21 protein-coding genes and 1 pseudogene are annotated in these 22729 nt (G+C 69.0%); 4 read left to right on the forward strand and 18 right to left on the reverse strand.

Annotated elements, in window-relative coordinates; translation table 11 throughout:
- Positions 1-2 precede the first annotated feature (2 nt).
- A complete protein-coding gene (locus tag ACMGFH_RS08740) occupies positions 3-167 on the forward strand; it encodes a hypothetical protein (RefSeq protein ID WP_415382629.1) in 165 nt (54 codons plus the stop codon).
- Between the two features lie 36 nt (positions 168-203).
- Here ACMGFH_RS08740 and ACMGFH_RS08745 read toward each other — a convergent pair whose 3' ends face one another.
- The 9 genes from ACMGFH_RS08745 to ACMGFH_RS08785 form a co-directional block, all read right to left on the reverse strand.
- Positions 204-542, reverse strand: coding sequence for a hypothetical protein (locus ACMGFH_RS08745; protein ID WP_415382631.1), 339 nt, complete (start codon positions 540-542; stop codon positions 204-206).
- A 105-nt stretch (positions 543-647) separates the two neighbouring features.
- Entirely contained in the window at positions 648-1379 is a 732-nt protein-coding gene (locus ACMGFH_RS08750; protein ID WP_415382633.1) for a GNAT family N-acetyltransferase, read from the reverse strand.
- Between the two features lie 115 nt (positions 1380-1494).
- Positions 1495-1881, reverse strand: coding sequence for a hypothetical protein (locus ACMGFH_RS08755; protein WP_415382635.1), 387 nt, complete (start codon positions 1879-1881; stop codon positions 1495-1497).
- A 17-nt stretch (positions 1882-1898) separates the two neighbouring features.
- Complete coding sequence (locus tag ACMGFH_RS08760) at positions 1899-3566, reverse strand: FAD-dependent monooxygenase (RefSeq protein WP_415382637.1); 1668 nt, start codon at positions 3564-3566, stop codon at positions 1899-1901.
- 2 nt (positions 3567-3568) lie between these two features.
- Complete coding sequence (locus ACMGFH_RS08765; RefSeq protein WP_415382639.1) at positions 3569-5239, reverse strand: electron transfer flavoprotein subunit alpha/FixB family protein; 1671 nt, start codon at positions 5237-5239, stop codon at positions 3569-3571.
- 2 nt (positions 5240-5241) lie between these two features.
- Complete coding sequence (locus ACMGFH_RS08770) at positions 5242-6138, reverse strand: electron transfer flavoprotein subunit beta/FixA family protein (RefSeq protein ID WP_415382640.1); 897 nt, start codon at positions 6136-6138, stop codon at positions 5242-5244.
- Positions 6139-6311: 173 nt separating this feature from the next.
- Positions 6312-6641, reverse strand: coding sequence for a ferredoxin family protein (locus ACMGFH_RS08775; protein WP_415382641.1), 330 nt, complete (start codon positions 6639-6641; stop codon positions 6312-6314).
- Positions 6642-6857: 216 nt separating this feature from the next.
- Positions 6858-7511, reverse strand: coding sequence for a helix-turn-helix domain-containing protein (locus ACMGFH_RS08780; RefSeq protein WP_415382642.1), 654 nt, complete (start codon positions 7509-7511; stop codon positions 6858-6860).
- Between the two features lie 245 nt (positions 7512-7756).
- Positions 7757-9490 carry a glutamate--tRNA ligase gene (locus ACMGFH_RS08785; protein ID WP_415382643.1) on the reverse strand — a complete coding sequence of 578 codons (1734 nt, stop codon included), beginning with the start codon at positions 9488-9490 and terminating at the stop codon, positions 7757-7759.
- Positions 9491-9597: 107 nt separating this feature from the next.
- On the opposite strand from ACMGFH_RS08785, the gene ACMGFH_RS08790 reads away from it, so the two are divergent.
- The gene (locus tag ACMGFH_RS08790; RefSeq protein ID WP_415382644.1) at positions 9598-10380 is read left to right on the forward strand and encodes a helix-turn-helix transcriptional regulator; all 783 of its coding nucleotides are present in this window, start codon (positions 9598-9600) and stop codon (positions 10378-10380) included.
- 100 nt (positions 10381-10480) lie between these two features.
- A pseudogene (locus ACMGFH_RS08795) lies at positions 10481-11356 on the forward strand (complex I NDUFA9 subunit family protein); the annotation flags it as partial.
- 473 nt (positions 11357-11829) lie between these two features.
- On the opposite strand, the gene ACMGFH_RS08800 reads toward ACMGFH_RS08795, so the two are convergent.
- Entirely contained in the window at positions 11830-12546 is a 717-nt protein-coding gene (locus tag ACMGFH_RS08800; protein WP_415382645.1) for a hypothetical protein, read from the reverse strand.
- Positions 12547-12614: 68 nt separating this feature from the next.
- On the opposite strand from ACMGFH_RS08800, the gene ACMGFH_RS08805 reads away from it, so the two are divergent.
- A complete protein-coding gene (locus tag ACMGFH_RS08805; RefSeq protein ID WP_415382646.1) occupies positions 12615-13406 on the forward strand; it encodes a 2-oxo acid dehydrogenase subunit E2 in 792 nt (263 codons plus the stop codon).
- Positions 13407-13499: 93 nt separating this feature from the next.
- Here ACMGFH_RS08805 and idsA3 read toward each other — a convergent pair whose 3' ends face one another.
- The 8 genes from idsA3 to ACMGFH_RS08845 all read right to left on the reverse strand — a co-directional run bounded on the left by idsA3 (position 13500) and on the right by ACMGFH_RS08845 (position 22624).
- On the reverse strand, positions 13500-14540 hold the full coding sequence (idsA3, locus tag ACMGFH_RS08810; RefSeq protein WP_415382647.1) for a geranylfarnesyl diphosphate synthase: 1041 nt from the start codon (positions 14538-14540) through the stop codon (positions 13500-13502).
- Position 14541: 1 nt separating this feature from the next.
- The gene (locus tag ACMGFH_RS08815; RefSeq protein ID WP_415382648.1) at positions 14542-15888 is read right to left on the reverse strand and encodes an RNase J family beta-CASP ribonuclease; all 1347 of its coding nucleotides are present in this window, start codon (positions 15886-15888) and stop codon (positions 14542-14544) included.
- 277 nt (positions 15889-16165) lie between these two features.
- Entirely contained in the window at positions 16166-18145 is a 1980-nt protein-coding gene (locus tag ACMGFH_RS08820) for a hypothetical protein (protein ID WP_415382649.1), read from the reverse strand.
- 171 nt (positions 18146-18316) lie between these two features.
- Complete coding sequence (locus tag ACMGFH_RS08825) at positions 18317-19057, reverse strand: isopentenyl phosphate kinase (protein ID WP_415382650.1); 741 nt, start codon at positions 19055-19057, stop codon at positions 18317-18319.
- Complete coding sequence (gene mvk, locus ACMGFH_RS08830; RefSeq protein ID WP_415382651.1) at positions 19054-20037, reverse strand: mevalonate kinase; 984 nt, start codon at positions 20035-20037, stop codon at positions 19054-19056. The genes ACMGFH_RS08825 and mvk overlap by 4 nt, the downstream gene beginning before the upstream one ends.
- 49 nt (positions 20038-20086) lie before the next feature.
- Complete coding sequence (locus ACMGFH_RS08835) at positions 20087-20539, reverse strand: DUF5518 domain-containing protein (RefSeq protein WP_415382653.1); 453 nt, start codon at positions 20537-20539, stop codon at positions 20087-20089.
- Between the two features lie 3 nt (positions 20540-20542).
- A complete protein-coding gene (locus tag ACMGFH_RS08840) occupies positions 20543-20923 on the reverse strand; it encodes a DUF5518 domain-containing protein (RefSeq protein ID WP_415382655.1) in 381 nt (126 codons plus the stop codon).
- 102 nt (positions 20924-21025) lie between these two features.
- Positions 21026-22624, reverse strand: a complete 1599-nt coding sequence (locus ACMGFH_RS08845) for a molybdopterin-dependent oxidoreductase (RefSeq protein ID WP_415382657.1) — start codon at positions 22622-22624, stop codon at positions 21026-21028.
- Positions 22625-22729: the final 105 nt, after the last annotated feature.

A 22729-nucleotide genomic window follows, 5' to 3' on the forward strand; every position in this document is an offset into this window, starting at 1 on the left:
GCATGGCCGAGTGCGCGGAGGAAGACTGCGACGCCGCGGCGGTCGTCGAGTTGCACATCCCCTGGGCGGACAACCGCCTCGTGTGCGCGGGGCACGCGCGGGTGATCGCCAGACAGGACGGCGTCGTCGCCGACCCGCTCGACGGATACGAGGACGCCTGGCCGTGAGAACCGCTCGCCCGGGAACAGCGCGGGCAGCCCCTCTTACTCCGAGCATCGACGGACCCAGCGGTCCGAACGATGGGTCTCGGCGACGTCGAGACAGCGTTCGAGCAGGGGCGCCGAGTCGTAGTCGACGACGCGGGTCTCCTCGTCGAAGTCGATCACGCCGGCGGCGGCGAGTTTGGGGAGGTGGCCGTGGTAGAGGTCCGATGCCACAGTCGCGGCGTCCTCGTCGGTCTTCGCCGCGACGCCGTCGACGAGTGCCGGGAGTTCCAGCGAGCTGCGAGGGGCGCTCCGGAGCACGTCGATCACCGCACGCCGACGCCGATCGGCGAGCAGTTCGAAGGCCGCGTCGAGTCCGTCGCCTTCGCCACCTGTCATTACGTGAGCAATCGGGAGAACGAGTGAAAAACGGACACGGTGGTGTACCAGGTCCACCACGGATATACCGGGAACAAGCGCCCTCCAGGCGATTCTGCGCCGCCCTCACGGTGCCGTCGCCAGCATGACCTCGTCGAGGTACTCGCCGTCGTACTTGTAGTGGTCCTCGCGGACCGCCTCGACCTCCCAGCCGTGGGCCTTCAGGAACTCGATGGCGGCCTCGTTCGAGTCGGGGACGCTGTTGTAGATCTTCTCGTAGCCGTTGTCGGTGGCCCACTGGAGGCCGCGTTCGAGGAGTTCGCTCCCGATGCCGTGGCCGCGGTACTGTTCGAGGACGCCCACAGTGAGTTCGGCAGTGTGGTCCAGTTTCTCCGTCTCGTTCGTGTTGAGGTTCACCCAGCCGACGACGTCGTCCTCGACGGTGGCGACGAAGAACACCCGCGACTGGAGTTCGTTGTGCCGTAGGAGCACCTCCTCGTGGTCGATCACGTCGGCGACCGTCTCCGCGTCGACGTACGTCCCGTCGCCGATGGCCTGCCGGATCACCCCGACGAGGCCGGTCAGGTCCTCCTCGCGGGCGCGGCGGATCGTCACCTGAACCCCGTCAGAGCTGAACTCCTCCTCGAGTTCGTCCTCGTAGGCGATGCGCAACTCGCCCTCCGACTCCAGCAACACGCCGTCGCGCTTCAGGATGGCGACGTGGTGGCCGAACGCCCGCGGTTCCATCTCCAGCGCCCGCCGGGCCTTCCCCGGCTTCACCGACCCGTGTCGCTCGACGTAGTCGTAGATGTCTCGCCGGTCGTCGTGGTCGAACGAGAGTTCGGCTGTGAGCTCCATGGGTATCGGTACCACGCCACGACACTTATCGTTTGTCACGGTTGATCGGGTAAAACACGGCGCGTCGAGCCGGTCGGGCGGGTTGGGCGGCGACGGATCGGCGAGAGAACTCAGATCAGCCGTATGCCGCCCGCTCGTCGGTACGTTCGGGGACGTTGGTCAGGATCCGGGCCACGTCGGCGACGTTGTGCGTGTCGATCAGGGCCTCGGCGGCCGTCCTCACGGAGTAGTCGGCGTCGAGTTCGACGCCGTAGCAGCGGGCGTACAGTTCGAGGTAGTCGTTCATCGCCCGTTCGAGGCGGGCGAACTCCTCCTCGCCGAAGCGGTCCCATTCGCCGCTACGGGCGTCCACGTAGACGGCGACGGCCTCGCCGACGCCCTCCCGGCAGAACGCCATCGCGCGCTCGGCGTCCGGTGGGTCGGTCGGCGGGTCGAACGACTCGCGGGCGCTCGCTGCCTCGGCGGCGAGGTCCTCGATGCGGTCGCTGTACTGTGAGGCCATGGCGAGTCGAGGGCGGTTCAGCCCTCCTTGTACTCGACGCCCTTGCCGCCGCGCGGGTGCGTCCAGTCGGTGTCGGCGACGACGGCGCAGGTGCCGCACTCGACGCAGGGCTGGGTGTCGAGGCTGACGACGTGCTCCTCGGTGCCGTTCGTCCCGACGTACTCGTCGCGGTAGCAGCCGCCGCCGAAGTCCTCCGCGCTGACGGGGCAGGCCGTCACGGCCGTCCCGCTCGCCTCGTAGGAGTTGTCCCTGAGTTCGATGTGGGGGTTGCCCTGGTCGACGTCGTACGTCAGTTCCCCGATGCGGTCGTCGAGTTCCGGGGGTTCGACCGTCGATTCGCCCTCGACGGGCGCACCGAGTTCCTCGGCGATCACGGTGGGGACGGTGACGTAGCCCATCCGCGTGTCGGGGAGCATCCCCATGAGGAACGGGGAGTTGAACAGGGTCTCCGCCCGGTCGCCGAGCGCGGAGATGGCCGTGCGACCGACCACGGAGTCGGTCACGGCGTTCATCGCCGACGCGACGGGACCGACCTCGCCGAGTCGACCCAGCGTCTTGTACCGCGTCGGCCGGAGTTTGTCCATCACGCCCTCGTTCTCAAGCTTCGTGACGTAGCGCTCGCCCGCTGCGCCCGTATCGCCGCGGGACTTGGCGTCGACGAACGCCTCGGCCGCGAGCGCGCCCGCGGTGACGGCGTGGTTCATCCCCTTGATGATCGGCCCCTGGGCCTGCATCTGCCCGGCGGCGTCCCCGACGAGGAGGAGCCTGTCGCGATACGGCGACGGGTGGGCCACCTTCTTCGAGTCCGGGACGAGCTTCGCCGAGTACTCCAGTTCGGTGTACTCGTCGCCGATCCAGTCGGCGAGTAGCGGGTGAGTCAGCAGGTTGTCGAGCAGTTCCTGCGGTTCCGCGCGCTCGTTCGCGATGGAGTCGAGGTGGAAGACGGTCCCGACGGAGAGGGACTGGTCGTTCGTGTAGAGGAAGCCGCCGCCGCGGACGCCCTGGAAGAGATCGCCCGAGAACAGGTGGGCGACGCCCTCGCTCTCCGCGACGTCGAAGCGGTCCTCGATGGCGCCCTCGGGCATATCGACGACCGCCTTGACACCCTGGAACCACTCGTCCGGCTCCTCCCAGTCCATCAGCCCCGCGTCGCGAGCCAGTTCGGAGTTAACGCCGTCGGCCGCGATGATCACGTCGGCCGTGATCGGGTCGATCTCGTCGCAGGTGACGCCGACGATCTCGGCGCCCTCGCGGAGCAGACCGTTGACGCGGACCTCGGTGAGGAGGCCGCCGCCGGTCTCGCGGGTCATCTCGTGGACTTCGCGGGCGAGCCACGAGTCCATCTTCCGCCGCAGGACCGAGTCCGCCCACTCGGTGTCGTGGTGGTGCAGGTCGTGCAGGTCGAACGTCTTCACGTTCCGCCCGGCGACGTTGTGGATGTAGTGGTCGGTGACCTCCCGGTCGGTGGCTTCCTCGCGGAAGCCGGGGAACAGTTCGTCGACGGTGTACGGCGAGGACTCCTCCGCGTAGAGGAGGCCGCCGGAGACGTTCTTCGACCCGGCGTCCACGCCCCGTTCCAGGACCAGCGTCTCGATACCGTTGCGTGCCAGCGTGGCGGCCGCGGCCGCGCCGCCCGGGCCGGCGCCGACCACGACCGCTTCGTAGTGTTCGTAGTCGTCTGTCATGGTCAGTCGTCGCTCGCCTCCGCGAGTGCCGCCGCCAGTTCGCCCGATTCGACCGCCTCGGTCAAGCGGGGGAGCACCTCGAAGAGGTCGCCCTCGATGAAGTAGTCCGAGAAGCCGCGGATGTCCGCCTCGGGGTCGGTGTTGATCGCGATGATCGTGTCGGACTCGTCCATCCCGACCTTGTGCTGGATCGCCCCGGAGATGCCCGCGGCGACGTACACGTCGGGTTCGACCACCTGCCCGGACTCGCCGATCTGGCGGTCCTCGCCGACGTACTGTTCGACGTGGCCCTCGAAGTTGTACGAGGAGGTGATCACTCCGCGCGAGAGACCGAACGCGGCGTCGTCGAACGCCTCGACGAGGTCGAGGCCGAGTTCGATCCCCTCGGTAGGCGAATCGCCGATGCCCCGGCCTATCGCGACGACCACGTCGTGACCCGTGAGGTCGATGCCGCTGTCGAGGGTGTCGAACTCCGTCACCTCGACCTGGAACCAGTCGTCGTCCAGGTCCATCTCGTGCTCGATCACCTCGCCTTCCCGTTCGGGGTCGGCCTCCGGGATCTCGAAGCTCCCCGGGATGACCGACGCGCCCTGCGGGTGGAAGTCGCGGAACGGCTTGTCGATACAGAGGATCGTCGAGTACTCGAACCCGGAGAAGTCCGGCCGCTTCATGTGGAGGATACGGTCGAACTCCTTGCTGTCGCCGGGCTTGCCCGTCTTCGCCGGGTTCGAGATCATCGCGTCCTCGATGTACAGCCCCGAGCAGTCCGAGGCCAGCCCGGAGTCGAGTTCGCCCTGCACCAGCGCCGAGAGGTCCCGGCCGTTGTTCGTCGCCGGGAACACCGTGTACCGGGGTTCGTCGTACTCTTTCCAGTCGACGTCCTCCTGGTCCTCGTCGGCGACCTGCCCGCCGGCCCGCGCCATCGAGCAGAAGATCTCCGTGTAGGGCGTGTGCCTGAACCGCTCCAGCCGGTCGTCCTCGTGGTAGACGACCCGGTCGGCGCCGTACTCGACGGCCTGCTCGGTCAGATCACCGACAGAGTCACCGATGAGCACGGCGACGACGTCCTCGGGATTCCCGTCTTCGTCCCCGCCGTACTCCTGGTTGTACTCGTCCATCAACTGGCGGGCCTTCCCGAGCATCTCCAGCGACACGTCGATGAGTTCGCCGTGCTGGGTCTCGCAGTAGACCCACATGTCCCGGTAGGAGCCGTCGTCGATGTTCTCCACCCACTGCTTTTCGTTCGTGGGGTGGTCGAGGTCGGGGTGTTTCTCCTCGGGCGGGACGTACTCCAGTTCCTCGCCCTCCTCGTCGTCGCTGCCCTCGATGGACTCGATTCTGTCCTCGATCTGCCCCTTCGCGGTCTTGCGGTCCTGGCCCGCCTCCTCGCGTTCGAGCAGGTCTTCGAGGACCCCCACGTCGTCGATATCACGGACGAGGTTGGCGATGTCGGCGACAGTGAGGTCATCCAGATCGACGGTCTGGGGGTCGATCTCCTCGTCCTCGCCCTCGACCTTCTCGATGCGGTCCTCGATCAGGGTCTTGACCGGCACGCGGTCCTCGCCGCTCTCCTCGAGTTCCAGCATCTCCCGCAACTCGTCGGCGTCGTCGACGTCTTTGATCTTCGGGCCGAGCTCGGCGATCTCGTGTTCGGTCGGGTCTATCTCCGGCACGGTCAGTCACCCCCCGCGTAGGGCGCGAGTTCCTCGACGACCTGTTCCATCCCGGCGTCGTCGCTCGGGTCGACCACCGTGGCCTCGCGTTCGGAGGGGGCCTTCGGGATCGGGTCGACGCCGGCGACGATGGTCGGCGAGCCGTCGAGACCGATGTAGTCGGGGTCGAGGTTGAGCGCCGCGTGGTTCCACATCGTGAAGCGGTCGTACTCGGCGACGTCGAGATCGGTGTCGTCGTCGATGTACTCGCCGAACTCGTCGGCGCGCTCCCGGGTCTGCTCGCGCAGGTCCTTGTGTTTCAGCCGGTGTTCGGCCTTCCGGTAGGTCGGTTCGAACTCCGGGTCGGCGACGACGAACGCCGGGAGCGGCGCCTCGACCGTCTCGATCTCCTCGACGTCGCCCTCGACGAGGCGCTTCGCCCGCAGGATCCCCTCGTCCTCGTCGATGTCGAGCGAGATGACGTGAGTGACCAGCGGCATGTCGAGACACCAGTCGGTCTGGGGCCCGGTGTGGCCGGTCTCCCCGTCGGCGGTCTTGAAGCCGGCGAACACCAGGTCCGGCGGCTCGTCGAGCTTCTGGATACCGGTCGCGGCGGTCATCGCGGTCGCCCACGTGTCCGCCGCACCCATCTCGCGGTCCGAGAGGAGATACAGATCGTCAGCGTAGACGTCCCGCATTCCCTCCTGAAGGACTTCCATGTAGCCCGGCGGACCCATACTCATCAGCGATACCGTCCCCCCTTTGCGGACCTTCGTCTGCAGCGCCGCCCTGAGCGCGTGCTTGTCGTTGGGGTTCATCACCGTCGGCGTCTTCCCCCGCTCCAGGTGGCCGTCTTCGTCGAAGGAGACCTGGCCTTCCCTGAAGTCGGGGACGCCTTTCGTCAGTACGACACTGTGCATAGTGTTATCACACACATTGGTAACCGAACGGACAATGGGTAAGTTTTTCGTCCATCAAAACCTCGATTCTGGGACGCATCTCGCCGTCGTGACGGGCGATCGGCGCGGAGCAGTCGCTCGGCGGGAGAGTTGTTTAGAAAACTACAAAACGGCCATCGACGGGTCCGACGGCGTCAGATGCGGCCGGCGCGACCGGGGTCGACGTCGATGGCGTCGACCGGACAGACGTCGACGCAGAGCATGCAGTCGATGCACTGGTCCTCGTGGGCCGGGTCGGCCTTGATCTCGCTCTCGGGGTGGTCCGGGGTGTCGACCCACTCGAAGACGTCGACCGGGCAGTCTTCCAGACAGGCGCCGTCGGCGAGGCAGATGTCGAAGTCGACGGCGACGTGGGTCCCGTGGATGCCCAGCGTCTCGGGTTCCTCGACGGGGCCCCAGACCTTGTGCCCCTCGTGTTCCTCGACGACCTCGCGGTTGTTCTCGAACTCGGGATCGATGGCCATGGTACCTAGTCTGACCGGTCCGGCACACGTAAAGGTTGTCCCAGCCGAACCTCCGTACTCCAGCGGATCGCCGCCCCGAGCAGCCGAACCCGTCGAACCGTCCCGGGAGCGGTCGACGGATACCGCGGCACCGCAGTCACGGGATACCGCGACGTCGTAGTCACCGGAGACGGCGGCGTCCCGATGCCCGGCCACGGTCGGTCCCGCTCGCGTCTCTCAATTCTCGGCCGAGGTGAGGATAGTGTTGGTCGTGAGTCTGACTATCGCCCGACGGAGTCGCTCGGTGACCGCCTGGTCGGAGATGCCCAGGGCCTCGGCCAACTCGACGGTCGTGCAGCTGCGCGGAATGTCGTAGTATCCCTTCTCCACTGCGAGGACGATCGCCTCGCGCTGTCGCTCCGTCAGACCGAACCACGGGCCGAGGTCGGGGTCGTTCGGGTTGTACACGCGGATGACCTCGAATCCGACTCCGTCGTCGCGGCAGCGCTCGCGGAAGGTCGACATTGCGTCGTGCGACGGAAAGCGCAGTTCGAAGCGCCAGGAACCGTCGGTGCCGGTCGCGTTGAGGATGTAAGCGTTCACGCCCCTGATAGCCCGGAAGACGGCGTCGTTCTCGACGGACCACTCGAACGTGTAGAGGACGCGGTCGTCGTAGGTGTCGATCTGGACGAGATTGCTGACCGACTCGTTCCTGGCGACCGTCGCCTCGAACGCCTCGAAGTCCGCGTCGTAGACCCAGAAGAACGGCACCGCCCGCTCCCCGGTCGGGACGAGCGACTCCAGTTCGACCGTCCCCGACCGGGAGACGTCCATGATACGTCCCAACTCGAACTCCGTCGCTGGAATGCTAATCTCGGCGATGACGCTCATATAGACAACGTCCGTGAATTATACCGGCCCGCGGGATAGGGGGTCAGCATGACACATCATGCCGCAACTGTTCGAGAGCCACACGTTCCACTACAGAGAGACGACGGAAAAAACTGTTCTATGAGGCGACACCTCTTCGAAACCCACCAGCCGACCGAGAAGTCGCACCTCGAAGCGACCGCAGTCGCTCGCACGGCGGCCCGGTCGTCGGCCGACACTCGGCCGAACGCAGGGAGACCGACCGATTACGGGTGCGTGTAGTACGCGACCGCCGGATCGGCGTCGAGGTCGTCCAGCCGGGCGAATCCGACACGTTCGAACTGGAGCAGCGCGCCCTCGTCGTACTCGACGACGCCTGGCTCGGCGACCCCGGTCACGTCGCCGTCCATCGTCCGCAGGCGCAGGCGCGGCCCCGCAGCCGGCGCCCAGTGGATCACCGACACGTCGCCGTCCCGGACCACGTCGAGGTCGTCGCCCGTCGCGGCGAGTTCGCCGTCCTCCGCGCGGACGCAGCCGTACCCCTTGAGCCAGACCCGCTCGCCTTCCCCGGGCGCGTCGCCCGTTTCCAGCACGACCTCGTCACCGACGGGCACGTGCCGTCGACCGCGGTCCTCGTGGTTCGGGTGGACGAGCGGTTCACCGGCGTCGGGCCCGCCCGAGATCGCCATCGCGACGGCGCCATCCGTTCCGGGCCCCTCCTCGCGGACGAAGAAGGCGCGGTCGGTCTCCTCGTCGACCAGGTCGCGGTTGTTCGCGTAGATCGACGACATCGCGAGGTCGACGTTCGACGAGGAGGTGCCGAGTTCGGCCATCGCGTCGACGATGGCTTCGCCGCGGATGCCCCGCCGTCGGAGGCTCGCGATGGTGGGCGCGCGCGGGTCGTCCCAGCCCGTCAGCTCGCCCGCTTCGATCTTCTCGATGATGGTCGACGTGCTCATCGGCACGTCGTAGGCGTCGATCTGGACGTGCCCCCAGTGGACGACCTCGGGGTACTCCCACCCGAAGTAGTCGTAGACGAACGCCTGGCGCTTCGCCGAGTCCTGCAGGTCGATCCCGCGGATGATGTGCGTGATCCCCGTCAGCTGGTCGTCGATCCCGCTCTGGAAGTCCAGCATCGGCCAGCAGCGGTACTCGGCGGCCTCCTCGCGGGGATGGGGCGTGTCGATCATCCGGAACGCGACGAAGTCACGGAGCGCCGGATTCTTGTGCTCGATGTCGGTCTTGACCCGCAGGACCATCTCGCCGCTGGCGTACTCGCCGGCGACCATGTCCTCGAACTCCTCGCTGACCGTCTCGACGTCCTTGTCCCGGTGCGGGCAGGCTTCGCCGGAGTTTTTCATGTCGGAGAACGCCTCGCCGGAACACGAGCAGGTGTAGGCCCCGCCGAGGTCGATTAGCTCTCGCGCGTGGTCGTAGTAGATATCGAGGCGGTCGCTCGCCTTGATGACCTCGTCGGGTTCGAACCCGAGGTAGTCGATGGCGTCGAGGATGTCGTCGTAGGCGTCCAGATCCGGCCGCTTGGTCTCGGGGTCGGTGTCGTCGAACCGGCAGAGCATCCACCCGTCGTACATCTCCTTGTAGGTCCCGATTACCGCCGGCATCCGCGCGCTCCCGAGGTGCCACGGTCCGTTGGGGTTGGGCGCCAGGCGCATCCGTACCTCGTCGTACTGGTCGGCGTTCGGCAGGTCCGGCAGGATCTGGTCGTCCTCCTCCTCCTCGGCGTCGAGTTCCTCGACCCGCTCCGGGGCGAGTTCGGCCAGTCGCTCGCGCTTCTCCGCGGCGTCCATCCCGTTGACCCGCTCGACGACGGGCGCCACGACCCCGGCCATCTCGTCACCGTGCTCGCGGAACTCCGGGTTCTCGCCCATGAGCGGGCCCATGATGGCCCCGACCTGCGCGTCGCTGTCGTGTTTCAGCGCGTTGAACAGCGCGTTCACCTCGGCGGCCTCCTCGGCCTGCTCGCGTACGTCGTCGTCCATTACCCGGGCGTTCGATTCCGGGGGTGAAAATCCCGTTGGGTTGGGGCCGGCGACGGGACACCGCGTCGGACGGTAGGGTTTTCAGCCTCCCCCTCGCACCCCCGGACATGGCACGGGAGGTCGTCGCCTTCCTCGCGGGGTCACCCGACCGACTCGCTCTGCTCGACTACCTCGCCGAGGAGCCGTGCGCGCCCCGCGACGTGGCCGACGCGCTCGGCGTCTCCGGCAGGAGCGCCCAGCGCAACCTCGCGCAGTTCGCCGACCGCGGCTGGGCCGAAAAGCACGACGGCGCCTACCACCTGACGGCCCGCGGCCGCCTCGTCCGCGAGGCATACGCCGACTGTCTGGACCGGATCGACCGGATCGACGACCTCGCGGGGTTCTACGACCACCTCCCCGACGGCGACGAGGCGCCCGATCCCGCGTGGCTCGCCGACGCGACGGTCGTCACCGCCGACCCGGACCATCCCCAGGAACCGGTGACGCGATACGTCGACGCCGTCCGGTCACTCGACACCGACCGCGTGCGAATGCTCTCGCCGGTGCTCTCGCGCATCTTCGAGCGACCACACGCCGAACTCGTCCGCCGCGGCGCGAGCACGGACCTGATCCTCCCCGCCGACCGCGTCGCGGCCGCACGCGAACGGAACCCGCCGAAGTTCGAGACGGTCCTCGCCGTCCCCTCCGTCACCCTCTACGAGACCGACGACCCCGTCGACGTCGGCCTGACCGTCACCGACGAGCGGACCTTCGTCCTCGCGTACGACGCGGACGGCCACCTCCGGGCCTGCGTCGACGGCGCCGACCCCGACCTCCGGACGTGGGCCGTCGACCGCTTCGAGGACTACCGCCGCGCGGCGGCCGAAGTCGAGGGACGCGGCCCGTTCTGATCGGGCGCGGTCACCCCTCGCCACCCCTCGTCGGTCGCGACAGCCCTTGTCACCGGCGCCAGCGAATGTCGTGAAGGCGGCAGGCAGCGTATCCGGAGGTATGAACGTCCTCGTCGCCGGCGGCACCGGCTTCGTCGGCACTGAACTCTGTCGAGCGCTCGCCGACCGCGGCCACGACGTGACCGCGATGGCCCGGCATCCCGAAGACGCGGCGCTCCCCAACGCGGTCGAGACGGTCGCGGGCGACGTGACCGACCGCGAGTCAGTCGCGGCCGCGGTCGCCGGCCGCGACGCAGTGGTCAACCTCGTCGCCCTCTCGCCGCTGTTCGAACCCGACGAGGGAGGGGAGGCCCACGACCGGATCCACCGCGGCGGCACCGCGAACCTCGTCGCCGCCGCCGAGGACATCGGCGTCGACCGCTTCGTCCAGATGAGCGCCCTCGGTGCCGATCCGGACGGCTCGACCGCGTACCTCCGGGCGAAGGGAGCCGCCGAGGAGGTCGTCCGCGCCTCCGACCTGGACTGGACGCTCGTCCGCCCCTCCGTGGTGTTCGGCGACGGCGGCGAGTTCGTCGGGTTCACGAAGCTCCTGACGACGCCGTACGTGACCGGTCTCCCCGGCGGCGGCGCGACCCGCTTCCAGCCGATCTGGGTCGGCGACCTCGCGCCGATGCTTGCCGAGTGCGCGACCGGGGACCGCCACGTCGGCCGGACGTACGAACTCGGCGGTCCCGAAGTGCTGACGCTCGCCGACGTGACCCGCGCGGCCTACCGCGCCGAGGGGAAGTCGACCGTCGTCCTCCCCGTCCCGATGGCCCTCGCACGAGTCGGTCTGACGCTGGCCGGATTCGTCCCCGTCGTACCGTTCGGCGCCGACCAGTACCGGTCGCTTCGCCTCGACAACACCGTCGGCGACAACGACGTGACCGCCTTCGGCCGCGATCCCGCGTCGCTTCGCACACTCGGCGCGTATCTCGACGGGAGAGACGAGCGCGACGGAGATGCCGAACGCCACGACGGCGTCGACCGCCACGACGGCGACAGTGTCGACCGCGACAGCGGAGGTGCCCGCAGTGTCGACGACGGGGATCGCGGCGAGCGGGACGCAACGACGACCCCGCTGTATCGGTCGCAGGCGGTCCTCGCCGTCTTCGGCTTCCTCGCGGCCGCGTGGTCGCTGCAGTACGTCGTCGACATCTACGTGCACCCCCTCGTCCGGTGGCTGTTCGTCGTTCCCTACGTGGTGACGCTGTTCCTCTTCGACAACGGAGTAACCGAACAGGTAGTCTACGCGGTCGAACCGTTCGTTCCGGTTCCGGGGCCGGTCCTCTGGGAAGTCGGCAACCTACTCACTTACTACCTGGTCTCGATCGTCATCGGCGGGCTGATACGCGGCGGGAGACTGCTCCTGGGCCGGAACGACGGAGGAGATGCGGACAGCGCGACGATCTAGCCGCCGTCCGAGACCGACGCCGCGCGACCGGCGCGTTCGGCCCGCGCCTTGATCCCGAGCATCATCCCGCGTTCCATGACGAAGTGCGGCAGTTCGTACCCGACGTAGCGAGCGAGGTATCCGAGAGCGGTCCGGGCAACCGGCTTGCGCCCGCGCACGAGAAAGCGCGTCGTCTCGTCGTCGACCCGTTCGAGGTGAAACGTCCACGTTCCACCGTCGTGGCCCCGGAGCACGAGCGTTCGGCGGGGGTCGACGCGTTCGACAACCATCGACGTCGTCGGACTCTGGAGCCAATAGTCCGGTCGGACCATCCGGATCCTATCGCCCGCTCGCAACTGCTGTAACGCCGGGTCGACGCGGTCGGCGTTGTGAATACCCGCGCCGACCATGTTCTCGAGCCAGGTGTAGCTGTAGAAGCCCCCGCGTCCCTGACCGAGTTGCACGACCCAGGCCCAGACCTCGTCGGGGGACGCTTCGATGGTCACGGCCCGCGTGGTCTCGTCGCAGGGTTCGGGCGTGACGCCGTCGCCGGGGAGCCGCCGACGCACCTCTTCGTCGGTGGCGCCCCAGCGTCTGTGCCGGGGTCTGAACAACAGGTGATACGTCGAAAGGAGCGCGGCCGCGACGACGAGTGCGATTCGAGCAGCGTCGCGCCGCCCGATCGCCGTCCGAACCGAGTCCGTCTGGACGCCCTCGCTCGTTTCGGTACGCATGCTACTCTCTCACCAGTGGCGGTACGTGCGGAGTCAAGACGTATGTTTCGCCGCGACCAACGGGTGGCATGGGCGACCGAGGCGAACGGATCGAACCGTTCTCACCCCGTCGTCGCGGCACGGTCGATTACATGCGCGCGGCGGGCCGACGAAGCAACGTCCACGGTCTCGTCGAGATCGACGTCACCGAAGCGAGAAGGGCCATCCGGGCCATCGAAGCGGAGGAGGGCGAGGACGTCTCGTTCACCGCGTTCGTCGTGAACTGCCTCGCACGAGCCGTCGACGACCACCCCTACGTCAACGCGTATCGCGACTGGCGGGGACGGGTGCACGTCTTCGACGACGTCGACGTGAACGTGCTCGTCGAGACGGAGATCCGCGGCGAGCGGATCGGCGTCCCGCACGTCCTCCGCCGGGCGAATCGACGGTCACTGCGGTCGCTCCACGACGAGATCCGGTCCGCGCAGGAGTCGCCAGACCCCACGGACCTCTCGCGCTGGGCCGAACTGGCGCTCCGGCTCCCCGGGCCCGTCCGACGGCTCGTCTGGCGGCTCCCGCAGTGGTTCCCCCGACGCTGGAAGGACACGGCCGGGACCGTCGCAGTGACTTCCGTGGGGATGTTCGGTCGCGGCGGCGGGTGGGCGATCAGCCCGACGAACTACACGATGCAGGTGACCGTCGGCGGCATCGGCGAGCAGCCGCGACTCGTCGACGGGGACGTCCGGAACCGCGAGTTCCTTCACCTCACGGTGACGTTCGACCACGACGTGGTCGACGGCGCACCCGCGACCCGGTTCGTCCGACGGCTCGGGGAACTCCTCGAGGACGCCCACGGGCTCGATTCGTGGACCGAGACGTGACCGAACCAGTCCGCGCATCGACAGCCGGGGCTATCCTGCGAGGTGGAGAAAGCGAGAGAATCGAGAGAATCGAGAGACCGACCTGAATGCGAGCTAGTACTCGCGCTCGATGAGGTAGTCGGCGATGTCTTCCAGGCGGTCGCGCGAGTCGTTATCGGGGAGGACCTGGAGGTTGTCCTTCCCGCTGGCGATGAGGTCCCGGGCGGTCTCGCGGGCGTACTCGATGCTGCCGACCTCGCGGAGGCGCTCGACGGCGGCCTCGATCTCGGCCTCGTCGACGGCCTCGACGGAGTCAGTCTCGACGAGATCGTCCACGTCGACGCCCTGTTCGCGGGCGTGGAGCGTGATGAGGGTCTGCTTGCCCTCGACGAGGTCGGATCCCCGCTGTTTACCGAGTTTCTCGCTCGGCGTCGTCAGGTCGAGCAGGTCGTCCTGGATCTGGAAGGCCCGGCCGACGTCGAGGCCGTAGCCGTACAGCGAGTCGACGGTCTCCTCGTCTGCGCCGAGTAGCATCGCGGCGATGGCGGCGCTCGCGGCGTACAGCACGGCGGTCTTCAGTTCGACCATCTCGAGGTACTCGTCGGTGGAGACGGCGCCGCGCGACTCGAAGTCGATGTCGAGCGACTGGCCCTCGCAGATCTTCGTGCAGGTGGTGGCGAGTTCGAGCGCCGCCGCGTTGGTGTGCTCGGGGTCGGCGCCCGTCTCGAGCAGTTGCTGGAAGGCTTCCGAGTAGAGCGTGTCCCCGGCGAGGATCGCCGTCGAGAGGTCGTACTCGCGGTGGACCGACGGGACGCCCCGCCGCAGGTCGTCGTCGTCCATGATGTCGTCGTGGATGAGCGTGAACGTCTGGATGACCTCGACGCTGACCGCCGCTTTCATCACGTCGACCGCGTCGTCGCCGACCGGGAACGACCGGTAGTCGACGGCGTCGGGTTCGACGTCAGCCAGCGACTCCGCGACCAGCAGCAGGACGGTCGGGCGGAGCCGTTTCCCGCCCGCGTCGAGCAGGTACCGCGTCGCCTCGTAGAGGCGCTCGGGGTGCTCGATCGGGAGTTCCTCCGCGATTGCCTCGTTGACGCGCTCTCGACGCGCGACGATGGCCCGCTCGACGGCCGCCTGGGACTGCCCGCTCATGTTACTCGACCAGCTGGATCATGTTGCCGTTGCGCGTGACGTGCAGGTCGCGCCCCATCTTGTAGCCCTGGCTCTCGCAGAGGTTGACGTACTCCGAGAACCCGGACATGTCCTGGTGGGCCGGGATGACGTTCTGGGGCTGGAGTGCGTCGAGCATCTCGTAGTGGCCCTCGCGGTTGAGATGGCCGGAGACGTGGATGTCGTCGTAGATGCGCGCGCCCTGCATGCCGAGCAGTTTCTCGGATTGGTAGCGCTGGCCCTCGTTGGTCGGCTCGGGGATGACCCGCGCCGAGAAGATGACCTTGTCGCCGTTGTCCAGTTCGTACGGCGTCTCGCCGCGGCCCATGCGGGTGAGCATCGCGCGCGGTTCGCCCTGGTGACCCGTCACGATGGGCAGGAAGTTCTCCTTGCCCTCGTTCATGATCCGCTTGAACGTGCGGTCGACAGACTTGCGGTGGCCGTACATCCCCAGGTCGTCCGGGAAGTCGACGAAGTCCAGTCGCTCGGCGGTGCCGGAGTACTTCTCCATCGACCGGCCGAGCAGGACGGGCTGGCGTCCGATGTCGTCCGCGAACTCGACGAGCGAGGAGACGCGAGCGATGTGAGAGGAGAACGTCGTCGCGACGATGCCGCCGTCGTAGTCCTCCAGGCTGTACATGACGTCTTTGAGGTGACGGCGAGCGACGGACTCGGAGGGCGTGCGGCCCTTCTTGCCCGCGTTCGTGCAGTCCTCGATGTAACAGAGGACGCCCTCGCCCTCGCGACCGATCTCGCGGAAGCGCTTCATGTCGATGGGGTCGCCGATGACCGGCGTGTGGTCCATCCGCTTGTCGAGGCCGTAGACGATTGCGCCCTCGGGAGTGTGTAGCACCGGGTTGATCGCGTCGATGATCGAGTGGGTGACGTTGACGAATTCGAGTTCGTTCTGGTCCCCGATGGACATCGTCTCGCCGGCCTCCATCTTCTGGAGGTCGTTCTGGACGCCGAACTTCTCCTCGCTCTTGATCTGCTGTTTGACCAGCTCGATAGTGAAGGGCGTGGCGACGATCGGTGCGTCGTAGCGGTGGGCCAGTTTGGAGATGGCGCCGATGTGGTCGAGGTGACCGTGCGTCGGCACGATGGCCTTCACGTCGCCCTCCAGGTCGGACATGACGCGGTCGTCGGGGATCGCGCCCATGTCGATCAAGTCGAGGCTGTGCATCCGTTCGGTCTCGACGTTGTCGTGGATGAGGACCTTCGAGAGGTTGAGGCCCATGTCGAACACCACGACGTCGTCGCCTGCGCGAACTGCGGTCATCTGGCGGCCGACTTCCTCGTAGCCGCCGATAGTTGCGATTTCGATTTCCATGGTTTGCACTCCGAGGAAGGCTCGCCCGCGGGCGCGATGGCGACCGGCGAACAGTGGACGCTTGCGTGACTGCCACGCTCCGGACCGCGCCGGACTCCCGACTCGCAGGCCGGGGCGCCCCCAGCCCGCGCGTCACCCGCGCGGTCGGAACCCAGTCCGCATCGGCGTCCGATGCGTCAGCCGGCCGCCCCTACTGCGACCCGGGCGGCCGTATACTCGGTTACTTCACCCTATACGGCGAGGTTTTAAAAAGCGTGCGACTCGTCTCCGAAACCTGTCACTCCTCGTCGCCCACGTGGCCGGGCCCCGTCGTCCAGCCGCCGGCGTCGTCGTCTCCGTCTCCGCCGTCGTCGCCCGCGAACGCGGCCGCTTCGACGTCTTCGCCGTCCGCCCCCTCCACGTCCATCGACTCGTCGTCTCTCCCGTCCTCGTCTCCCGCAGACAGGTCCCCGGACCGCCCGTCGTCGGCCGCCTCCGACTCGCCCGTCGCGGGCGCGAGCGGATCGGTCGCGTCCCCGTCGTCCGACGAGAGCGGGTCCTCGCCGTCCCCGCTCGTCGGTGCCAGCGGGTCCGACGTGTCGTCAGCCCCCGGCGCCAGCGGGTCGTCACGCTCGCTCGTTCCGGACGCGAGCGGGTCAGATCCACCGTCGCCGCTCGAATCCAGCGGATCCGCGCCTCCGTCCGTTCCGGGATCAAGCGGATCCCCGCCGACGTCGGTGTCAGGTGCCAGCGGGTCGTCCTCCCCTTCGGCGTTCGGCGACAGCGGATCCCCGCCCTCGTCACCGGCCTCGAACCGCTCGTCGGATCCGGAATCCGATCGGTCGTCCGCTTCGCCCGCCGCCACCGACTCGCGCGCTGCGTCTCCGGCTTCCGATTCGCTCGCGGCGGTTCCGGTTTCGTCCGCGGACGACCCCGCATTCGCCCCGGTAGCGTCGCCCGTTGCGACTCCGGTGGCGTCCTCGCTCACCGCCGACTCGGACTGCTCGCGGTCGCTCACGGGTTCGTCCGGGCCGTTCCCCGCGGCGTCGTCCGCCGCGGTCGCTTCGGCGTCGGATTCGCCGCGACGGGGCGGGCCGCCGCCCTGACCGAAGCCGAGTTCCGCCGCGATATCGCTGTCGCTGGCGACGTCTTCGGGGGATTCGACCGAGTCGTCGACAGCCGACCCGTCAGTCTCCGAGGCGTCTGCCGCCGAATCGACAACCGCACCGTCGTCGGTCGCGCCCCCGTCGACCGGACCGTCCTCCCTCGCGTTTTGAAACATCGAATCGTCGGCGTCCAGATCTCGACCGGCTGGACCGTCGTCGATCTGGCCGTCGTCTCCGGTACCGTCGTCTCCCACGCCGTGGGCCGCCGAATCGTCGGCCGGCGAATCCGCCGCTGTCCCGGCCGATGTCGTCTCCCCAGCCGATCGCTCGTTCGCGCCGGTCGTCGGCTCGCCCGCGTCCGAATCGCCGCGCTGGCCGGGATCGTCGGGCGATCGCCACGGGTCGTCGGATCCGCCGGTCCCGCTCTCGTTCGCTCCGTCGGCCGGTCCGGCGCTGTCGGGCTCGCTATCGGTCGTCTCGTCCGGTTCGAGCCCAGGTGCGTCCCGGTGTTCGTCGTCTGCCTCGGACGACGAGTCTTCGGCCTGCGCGTCGCCGCGGACCGGTGGCTCGTCGGCCGATGCACCGCGAGCCGCGGCGCTCGCTGGCGCGGAGTCGTCCGCAGCGGTCGGGTCCGCCTCGGCGCCATCGTCGGAGGCAGCCGGCGCCGTTCCCTCGGACGGCTGGGCGGGCGCCGGGCCGGTCCGGGCCGTTGATTCACGGGGCGTCCGCGGTTCCGGCTCGGGTCGCTCGGAGTGAGACTCCGCAGCGTCGGTCGCCTGGATCGGATCGCCGTCGGCGTCCGCGGGGCCCGCGGCGACGGTCGCACTGTCGGCGTCCTCCTCGGTCGCGTCGTCCGTTTCGACGTCCGCCTCGGATCCGGGGTTCGCCGGCACCGCGCGGGTCACGCCGGCCATCGCGCCGTCGGCGACGAGTTTGTAGGCGATACCGGTCTGTCCGGCGCCGAAGACGAGGACGCCGAGCACCGCCGCGAACCCGCCGGCGGCCGCGAGCGCGCCGTCCTCGTTCGCGCCGACGCTGCCTGCCTGGACCTGCTCGGAGAGCAACCAGCCGCCGCCGGCGACCAGCGCGCCGCAGAGGGCAACCAGCACGAGCCAGTACGAGAAGAGGTAGAACCCGTATCGAAACGCCTCTCGACGGGGGACCGATGTCATATCACTCTCATTGCATAGCCCGGCCTAATAGGTTACGACGGTTCGGTGTCAGGAGCGGACGCCCGCTACCCACATATCGACCGATGCGAGATTGCGCCCGCGACCGTGGCCTGGTTCTGGGATAGTCGATCCCAGCGTCATCACTCCGGGCATCGCCACTCCCGACTGGCCTCACTCCCGACCGGCGACGACCGTCCCGGGCGACTCGCCGGCCAGAAACGCCGACAGCCCGTCGGGGCCGAAGACGTGGGCCGGCGCGGACAGCGCCAGGAGTTTCTCGACCTTGGCCGCCATCCCGCCGGTCACGTCCGTCGCGTCGCTCTCGCCGACGGCGTCGGCCACGTCCGAGAAGCGCTCGACGCGGTCTATCACCTCCTCCGACTCGTCGAGAACGCCGGGCACCGTGGAACACAGCCCCACCCGGTCGACCGTCAACTCGCGGGCGAGCGCGACCACGAGGTCGTCGCCGCTCGTTATCGTCACGCCAGCACCGGTCTGGGCGACGCCGTCGCCGTGGAGCACCGGCGTGAACCCCTCGTCCAGCATCGTCGCGACGCTCCCGATCGGAAGCGAGAGATCGCCGTCTGCGTCGCGGCTGGCGACCGACAGCGGCCGCACCGGGAGCGCCTCGACCCCCTCGGCGTGGAGCGCGTCGATGACTGCGGCGTTGAGTCTGCCCATCGCGTCGTGGATCGCGACGGCGTCGGCGGCCGAACGCGTCCCTTCCACCGAGCTGACGCCGCGCTCGGCGGCGGCGTGGTGGCCGAAGCTTCCACCGCCGTGGACGACGACCAGGTCGCCGTCGTGGGCGGCGACGGCCGACGCCGCTCGGGCGAGCGCGCCGTCGTCGACGGTCTCTGGCGTGTCCTTGTCGGTGACGACGCTGCCGCCGAGCTTGAGCACGGTCGTCATTCGACGCGGACCCCTTCGGTGTCGAGTTCGGCGCGGAACGTCTCCTCGCAGCCGGGGAGGTACCGCAACGCCGTCTCGGTCTCCTCGCTGTCGTCGAGCGCGACGACGCAGCCGCCGCCGCCGGCGCCCGTGAGCTTCGCACCGAGCGCGCCGGCGTCCCTGGCCGCCCAGACCATCGAGTCCAGCGACCGCGAGGAGACGCCGAGCGCCGAGAGCAGCCCGTGGTTGAAGTCCATCAGTTCCCCGAGTTCGTCGAGGTCGCCCGCAGTGAGCGCCTCCTCGCCCGCGCGCACCAGGTCGCCGATCGCCGCCACGGTGTCGGCGGCGAAGTCGTACTGGTCCTTGAGTTCGCGGACGCCCCCGACGAGCGCGCCCGTGTCGCCGGCGCCGCCGTCGAACCCGACGACGAACGGGAGTTCCGGCGCGTCGAGCGACCGACAGTCGTCGCCCTCGACGCGGACCGCGCCGCCGGTCGCCGAGCAGAAGGTGTCCGCGCGGGAGGCGTTGCCCTCCTGGACGGCCAGTTCCGCTCGGTAGGCTCGGTCGGCGACCTCCGCGGCCGAGAGATCGGCCCCGAGTTCCCGCGTCGCGGCGAGGATGCCCGCCGCCGTCACGGCCGCCGACGATCCCAGTCCGGCGCCGAGCGGGATCTCGCTCTCGATGGTGATGTCGAAGCCGGCCTGCGGCGCATCGGCGGCCTCGCGAGCCTGCTCGACCGCGGCGTCGACGTAGCCCGTCGCGGCCTCGACGAGCGACTGCGAGACGTTCACGTCGGGGTCGGTGTCGGTCGATCCGCCGTACTCGACGGTGAAGCCGTCGAGGCTCAGGTCCTCGGCGTGGACTCGCAGGTGGTCGTCCTCGCGCTCCTCGACCGTCACCCGCGCGCGACGGTCGATAGCGCAGGGCACCGCCGGCTCGCCGTACACCACTGCGTGCTCCCCGAAGAGGTAGACCTTCCCGGGAGCGCTCGCGGTAACCATGCCCACCCCTCGAACCCGCGGGGAGTTAGGGGTTTCCGAACGCCCGCGACTACAGCCAGCGGACCGGATCGAGGTTCCAGTCGGTGTGTCGTCGCACCCAGACGCCGACGGCCCCGCCGACGGCCGACAACCCGACCGTGTACGCCAGGAACAGCGCCGCGACGAGACCGAGAAAGAGGCCGTACGCGGTCGACGCCGGCGATATCCCGACGCCAAGCCACGCGACGACGCGGAGCGCGGGCAACAGCACCAGTGCGAGCGGCAACACCGCGACGACGCCGGCCAACAGCCCCAGTCCGACGCCGGCGAGGTATCCGGTCTCGCCGCGGAATGCGGCCGCCGCGCCGCCGGCGACCGGGGAGAACGGTATCACCGACAGCGCGAGCGTCACGAGCGCGCCGTAGCCGACGTCCCAGAGCGGACCGCTACGGTCGGTCTCGGTAGTTTCGTCTCGATCGACGGATCCGGGCCGCCCGTCGCCGTCGTCCCGGCCGGCCGCCATCGATCAGATGTCGATGTCGGTGTCGTACTTGACGTAGTTCCCGATCCAGCCGCCGAGCGCGCTCAGTCCGACGGTGTAGACGGCCAGCGCGACGAAGATGAACAGCACGATGATCCCGCCGAAGGCGAACGGAAGCACGCCTTCGCCGCTCCCGGCCGAGACGACTCCGAGGAGGCTGAGGACCAGGAACACGACGGCGACCACCGGGACGAGCGCGATGGCGCCGGAGATGGCGCCGACTTTCAGCCCGTCCGACCGCGTTCCCCCCTGGAAGTAACCCGCCAGCGCCCCGCCTAACACCGGAGATAACGGGATGAATCCCGAGGTCACTGCCGTCACGACCGCTCCCACGAGCGCGTTGACGAACGTGTTGCCTTCGTCCATACCCCGTCGTTCAGCGAGCGGGGGCTTAAAACCGGTACTCGCTTCGACAGGTCTCGCCGGCGGATCGCCGTCGCCTCACAGCGAGCGGTCACGCCGTGGCTTTCACAGCGAGACGGTCACGCCGTGCCACCCGGTCGAGCCGCCGGGGTGGGCACCCGTCTCCTCACGGGTCTGACGGTTCCCCTCGCCGTCGGTCGCCCGGACCACGACGTCCTTCGGTCCGGAGTCGGGCGCGTCGGCCACCAGCCGGAAGCGTCGCCAGGCGTGCGGCGACGGCGGATCTTCGAGTGTGGCGTCCGTCCACGAGTCGCCGCCGTCCAGGCTCACCTCGACGCGGTCGACCCCGCGCCGCCCGGCGTAGGCCACGCCTCCCACGGCCACGCGGTCGCCGCGCCGCTGGACTCCACGGACGTACGAGAGCGTGTTCACAACTGCCTCCTCGTCCCAGCCGCGCGCTTCCCAGTAGGCCTCGTGATCGTCGGTGCTGACCTCGATCGCCTCGACCCACTTGGTCGACTTCATGCCGTAGCGACCGGGGATCAGCAGGCGCGCCGGGAAGCCGTGTGCTTTCGGGAGGGTCCGCCCGTCCATCCCGACGGCCAGGACCACGTCGTCGCGCTCCCGAACGACCTCCCACGGGATCGCCTCGGTGTAGCCGTCGGCCGCTCGCGTCACGACGTCGACCGCACCGTCGGCGACGCCCGCTTCCTCCAGCAGCGCGCGGACCGGCACCGCTCGCCACTCGACGGTGCTGATGAGGTCGCCGCCGACGCCGTTGGAGATACAGGCCGTCGTGACGGTCATGTCGCGGGATTCGTCGTGATCGAGGAGGGCCGGCAGATCGAGTTCGAACGGCTCCGCCACGGCGCCGCGAACCGACAGCGACCACCGTCCGGCGTCGACGTTCGGGTTCGAGACCGCCTTGTCGACGACGTAGTGGTCGTCGGCGCTTCCGACCGCTGCGGGCATCCCGGCGAACTCGTACCCGAAGTCGGCGTCTGTGTCCGCGACCGAGACGACCACGTTCTCGACCTCCCGCCGGGTTTCGACGGCGTTCCGGTCGGCCACGGGCGTCGCAGCCGCTCCCGAGTCCGGCGTCGTCGTCCCGGCGCGCTTCTCGGCGACCGCATCCAGCGAGTCGCCGGGATCGGGGCCCTCACCGCTCCGCGTGCCGCCGATCGAGCGCGCCGCGAGTCCGCCGCCGATCGCGACGCCCGCCGCGCCGCCGATGTTCCGGAGCGTCCGACGTCGGCCCACGGTCGGCCGTCCCGCGTCGCGGAAGATGCGGAGGAGCGCCGGGCCCGAGAGTGCCAGCGCTGTCGCGAGCGTCCACCGCCAGAATATCCCGTCGCCCGCCGCGCGAAACCCCGCCGCGGTGAGGACCACGACGACGAGCGTCACCCCACGGACGAGCAGGCGCTGCTGCCGGCGGTTCGTCCCATAGCCTTCGGCGAAGGCGGCGATCCCGGCTGCGATGGTGACGACGAGGATAGCGATCCCGGCCATCAGCGCCGGCTGGGCCAACCCGCCGAGCGTCTCGATGGCGAGCGTCGCGACCGGGCCCGGCGACAGCTCGATCACGACCTGCGCGGCGACCGCGATCGGGTGCCCGCCCACGAGCGGCGCGACCACGAGGACCCCGAGCAGCCACACCGCCGCCGTCGCGGCCCACCGGAACGCCGCGCTGTCACGGCTGTTCATGCCACGCTCTCGGGACCGCACGCGGGAATAGCTTGCGCGGCCGCTCGGCGGCCTGCCGATCGCGCCGCTAGTCGGTGAGGTAGATGCGAGACCGGAAATTCGGAA

The organism is Halosimplex rarum (assembly GCF_047715405.1).
Classification (GTDB): Archaea; Halobacteriota; Halobacteria; order Halobacteriales; family Haloarculaceae; genus Halosimplex; species Halosimplex rarum.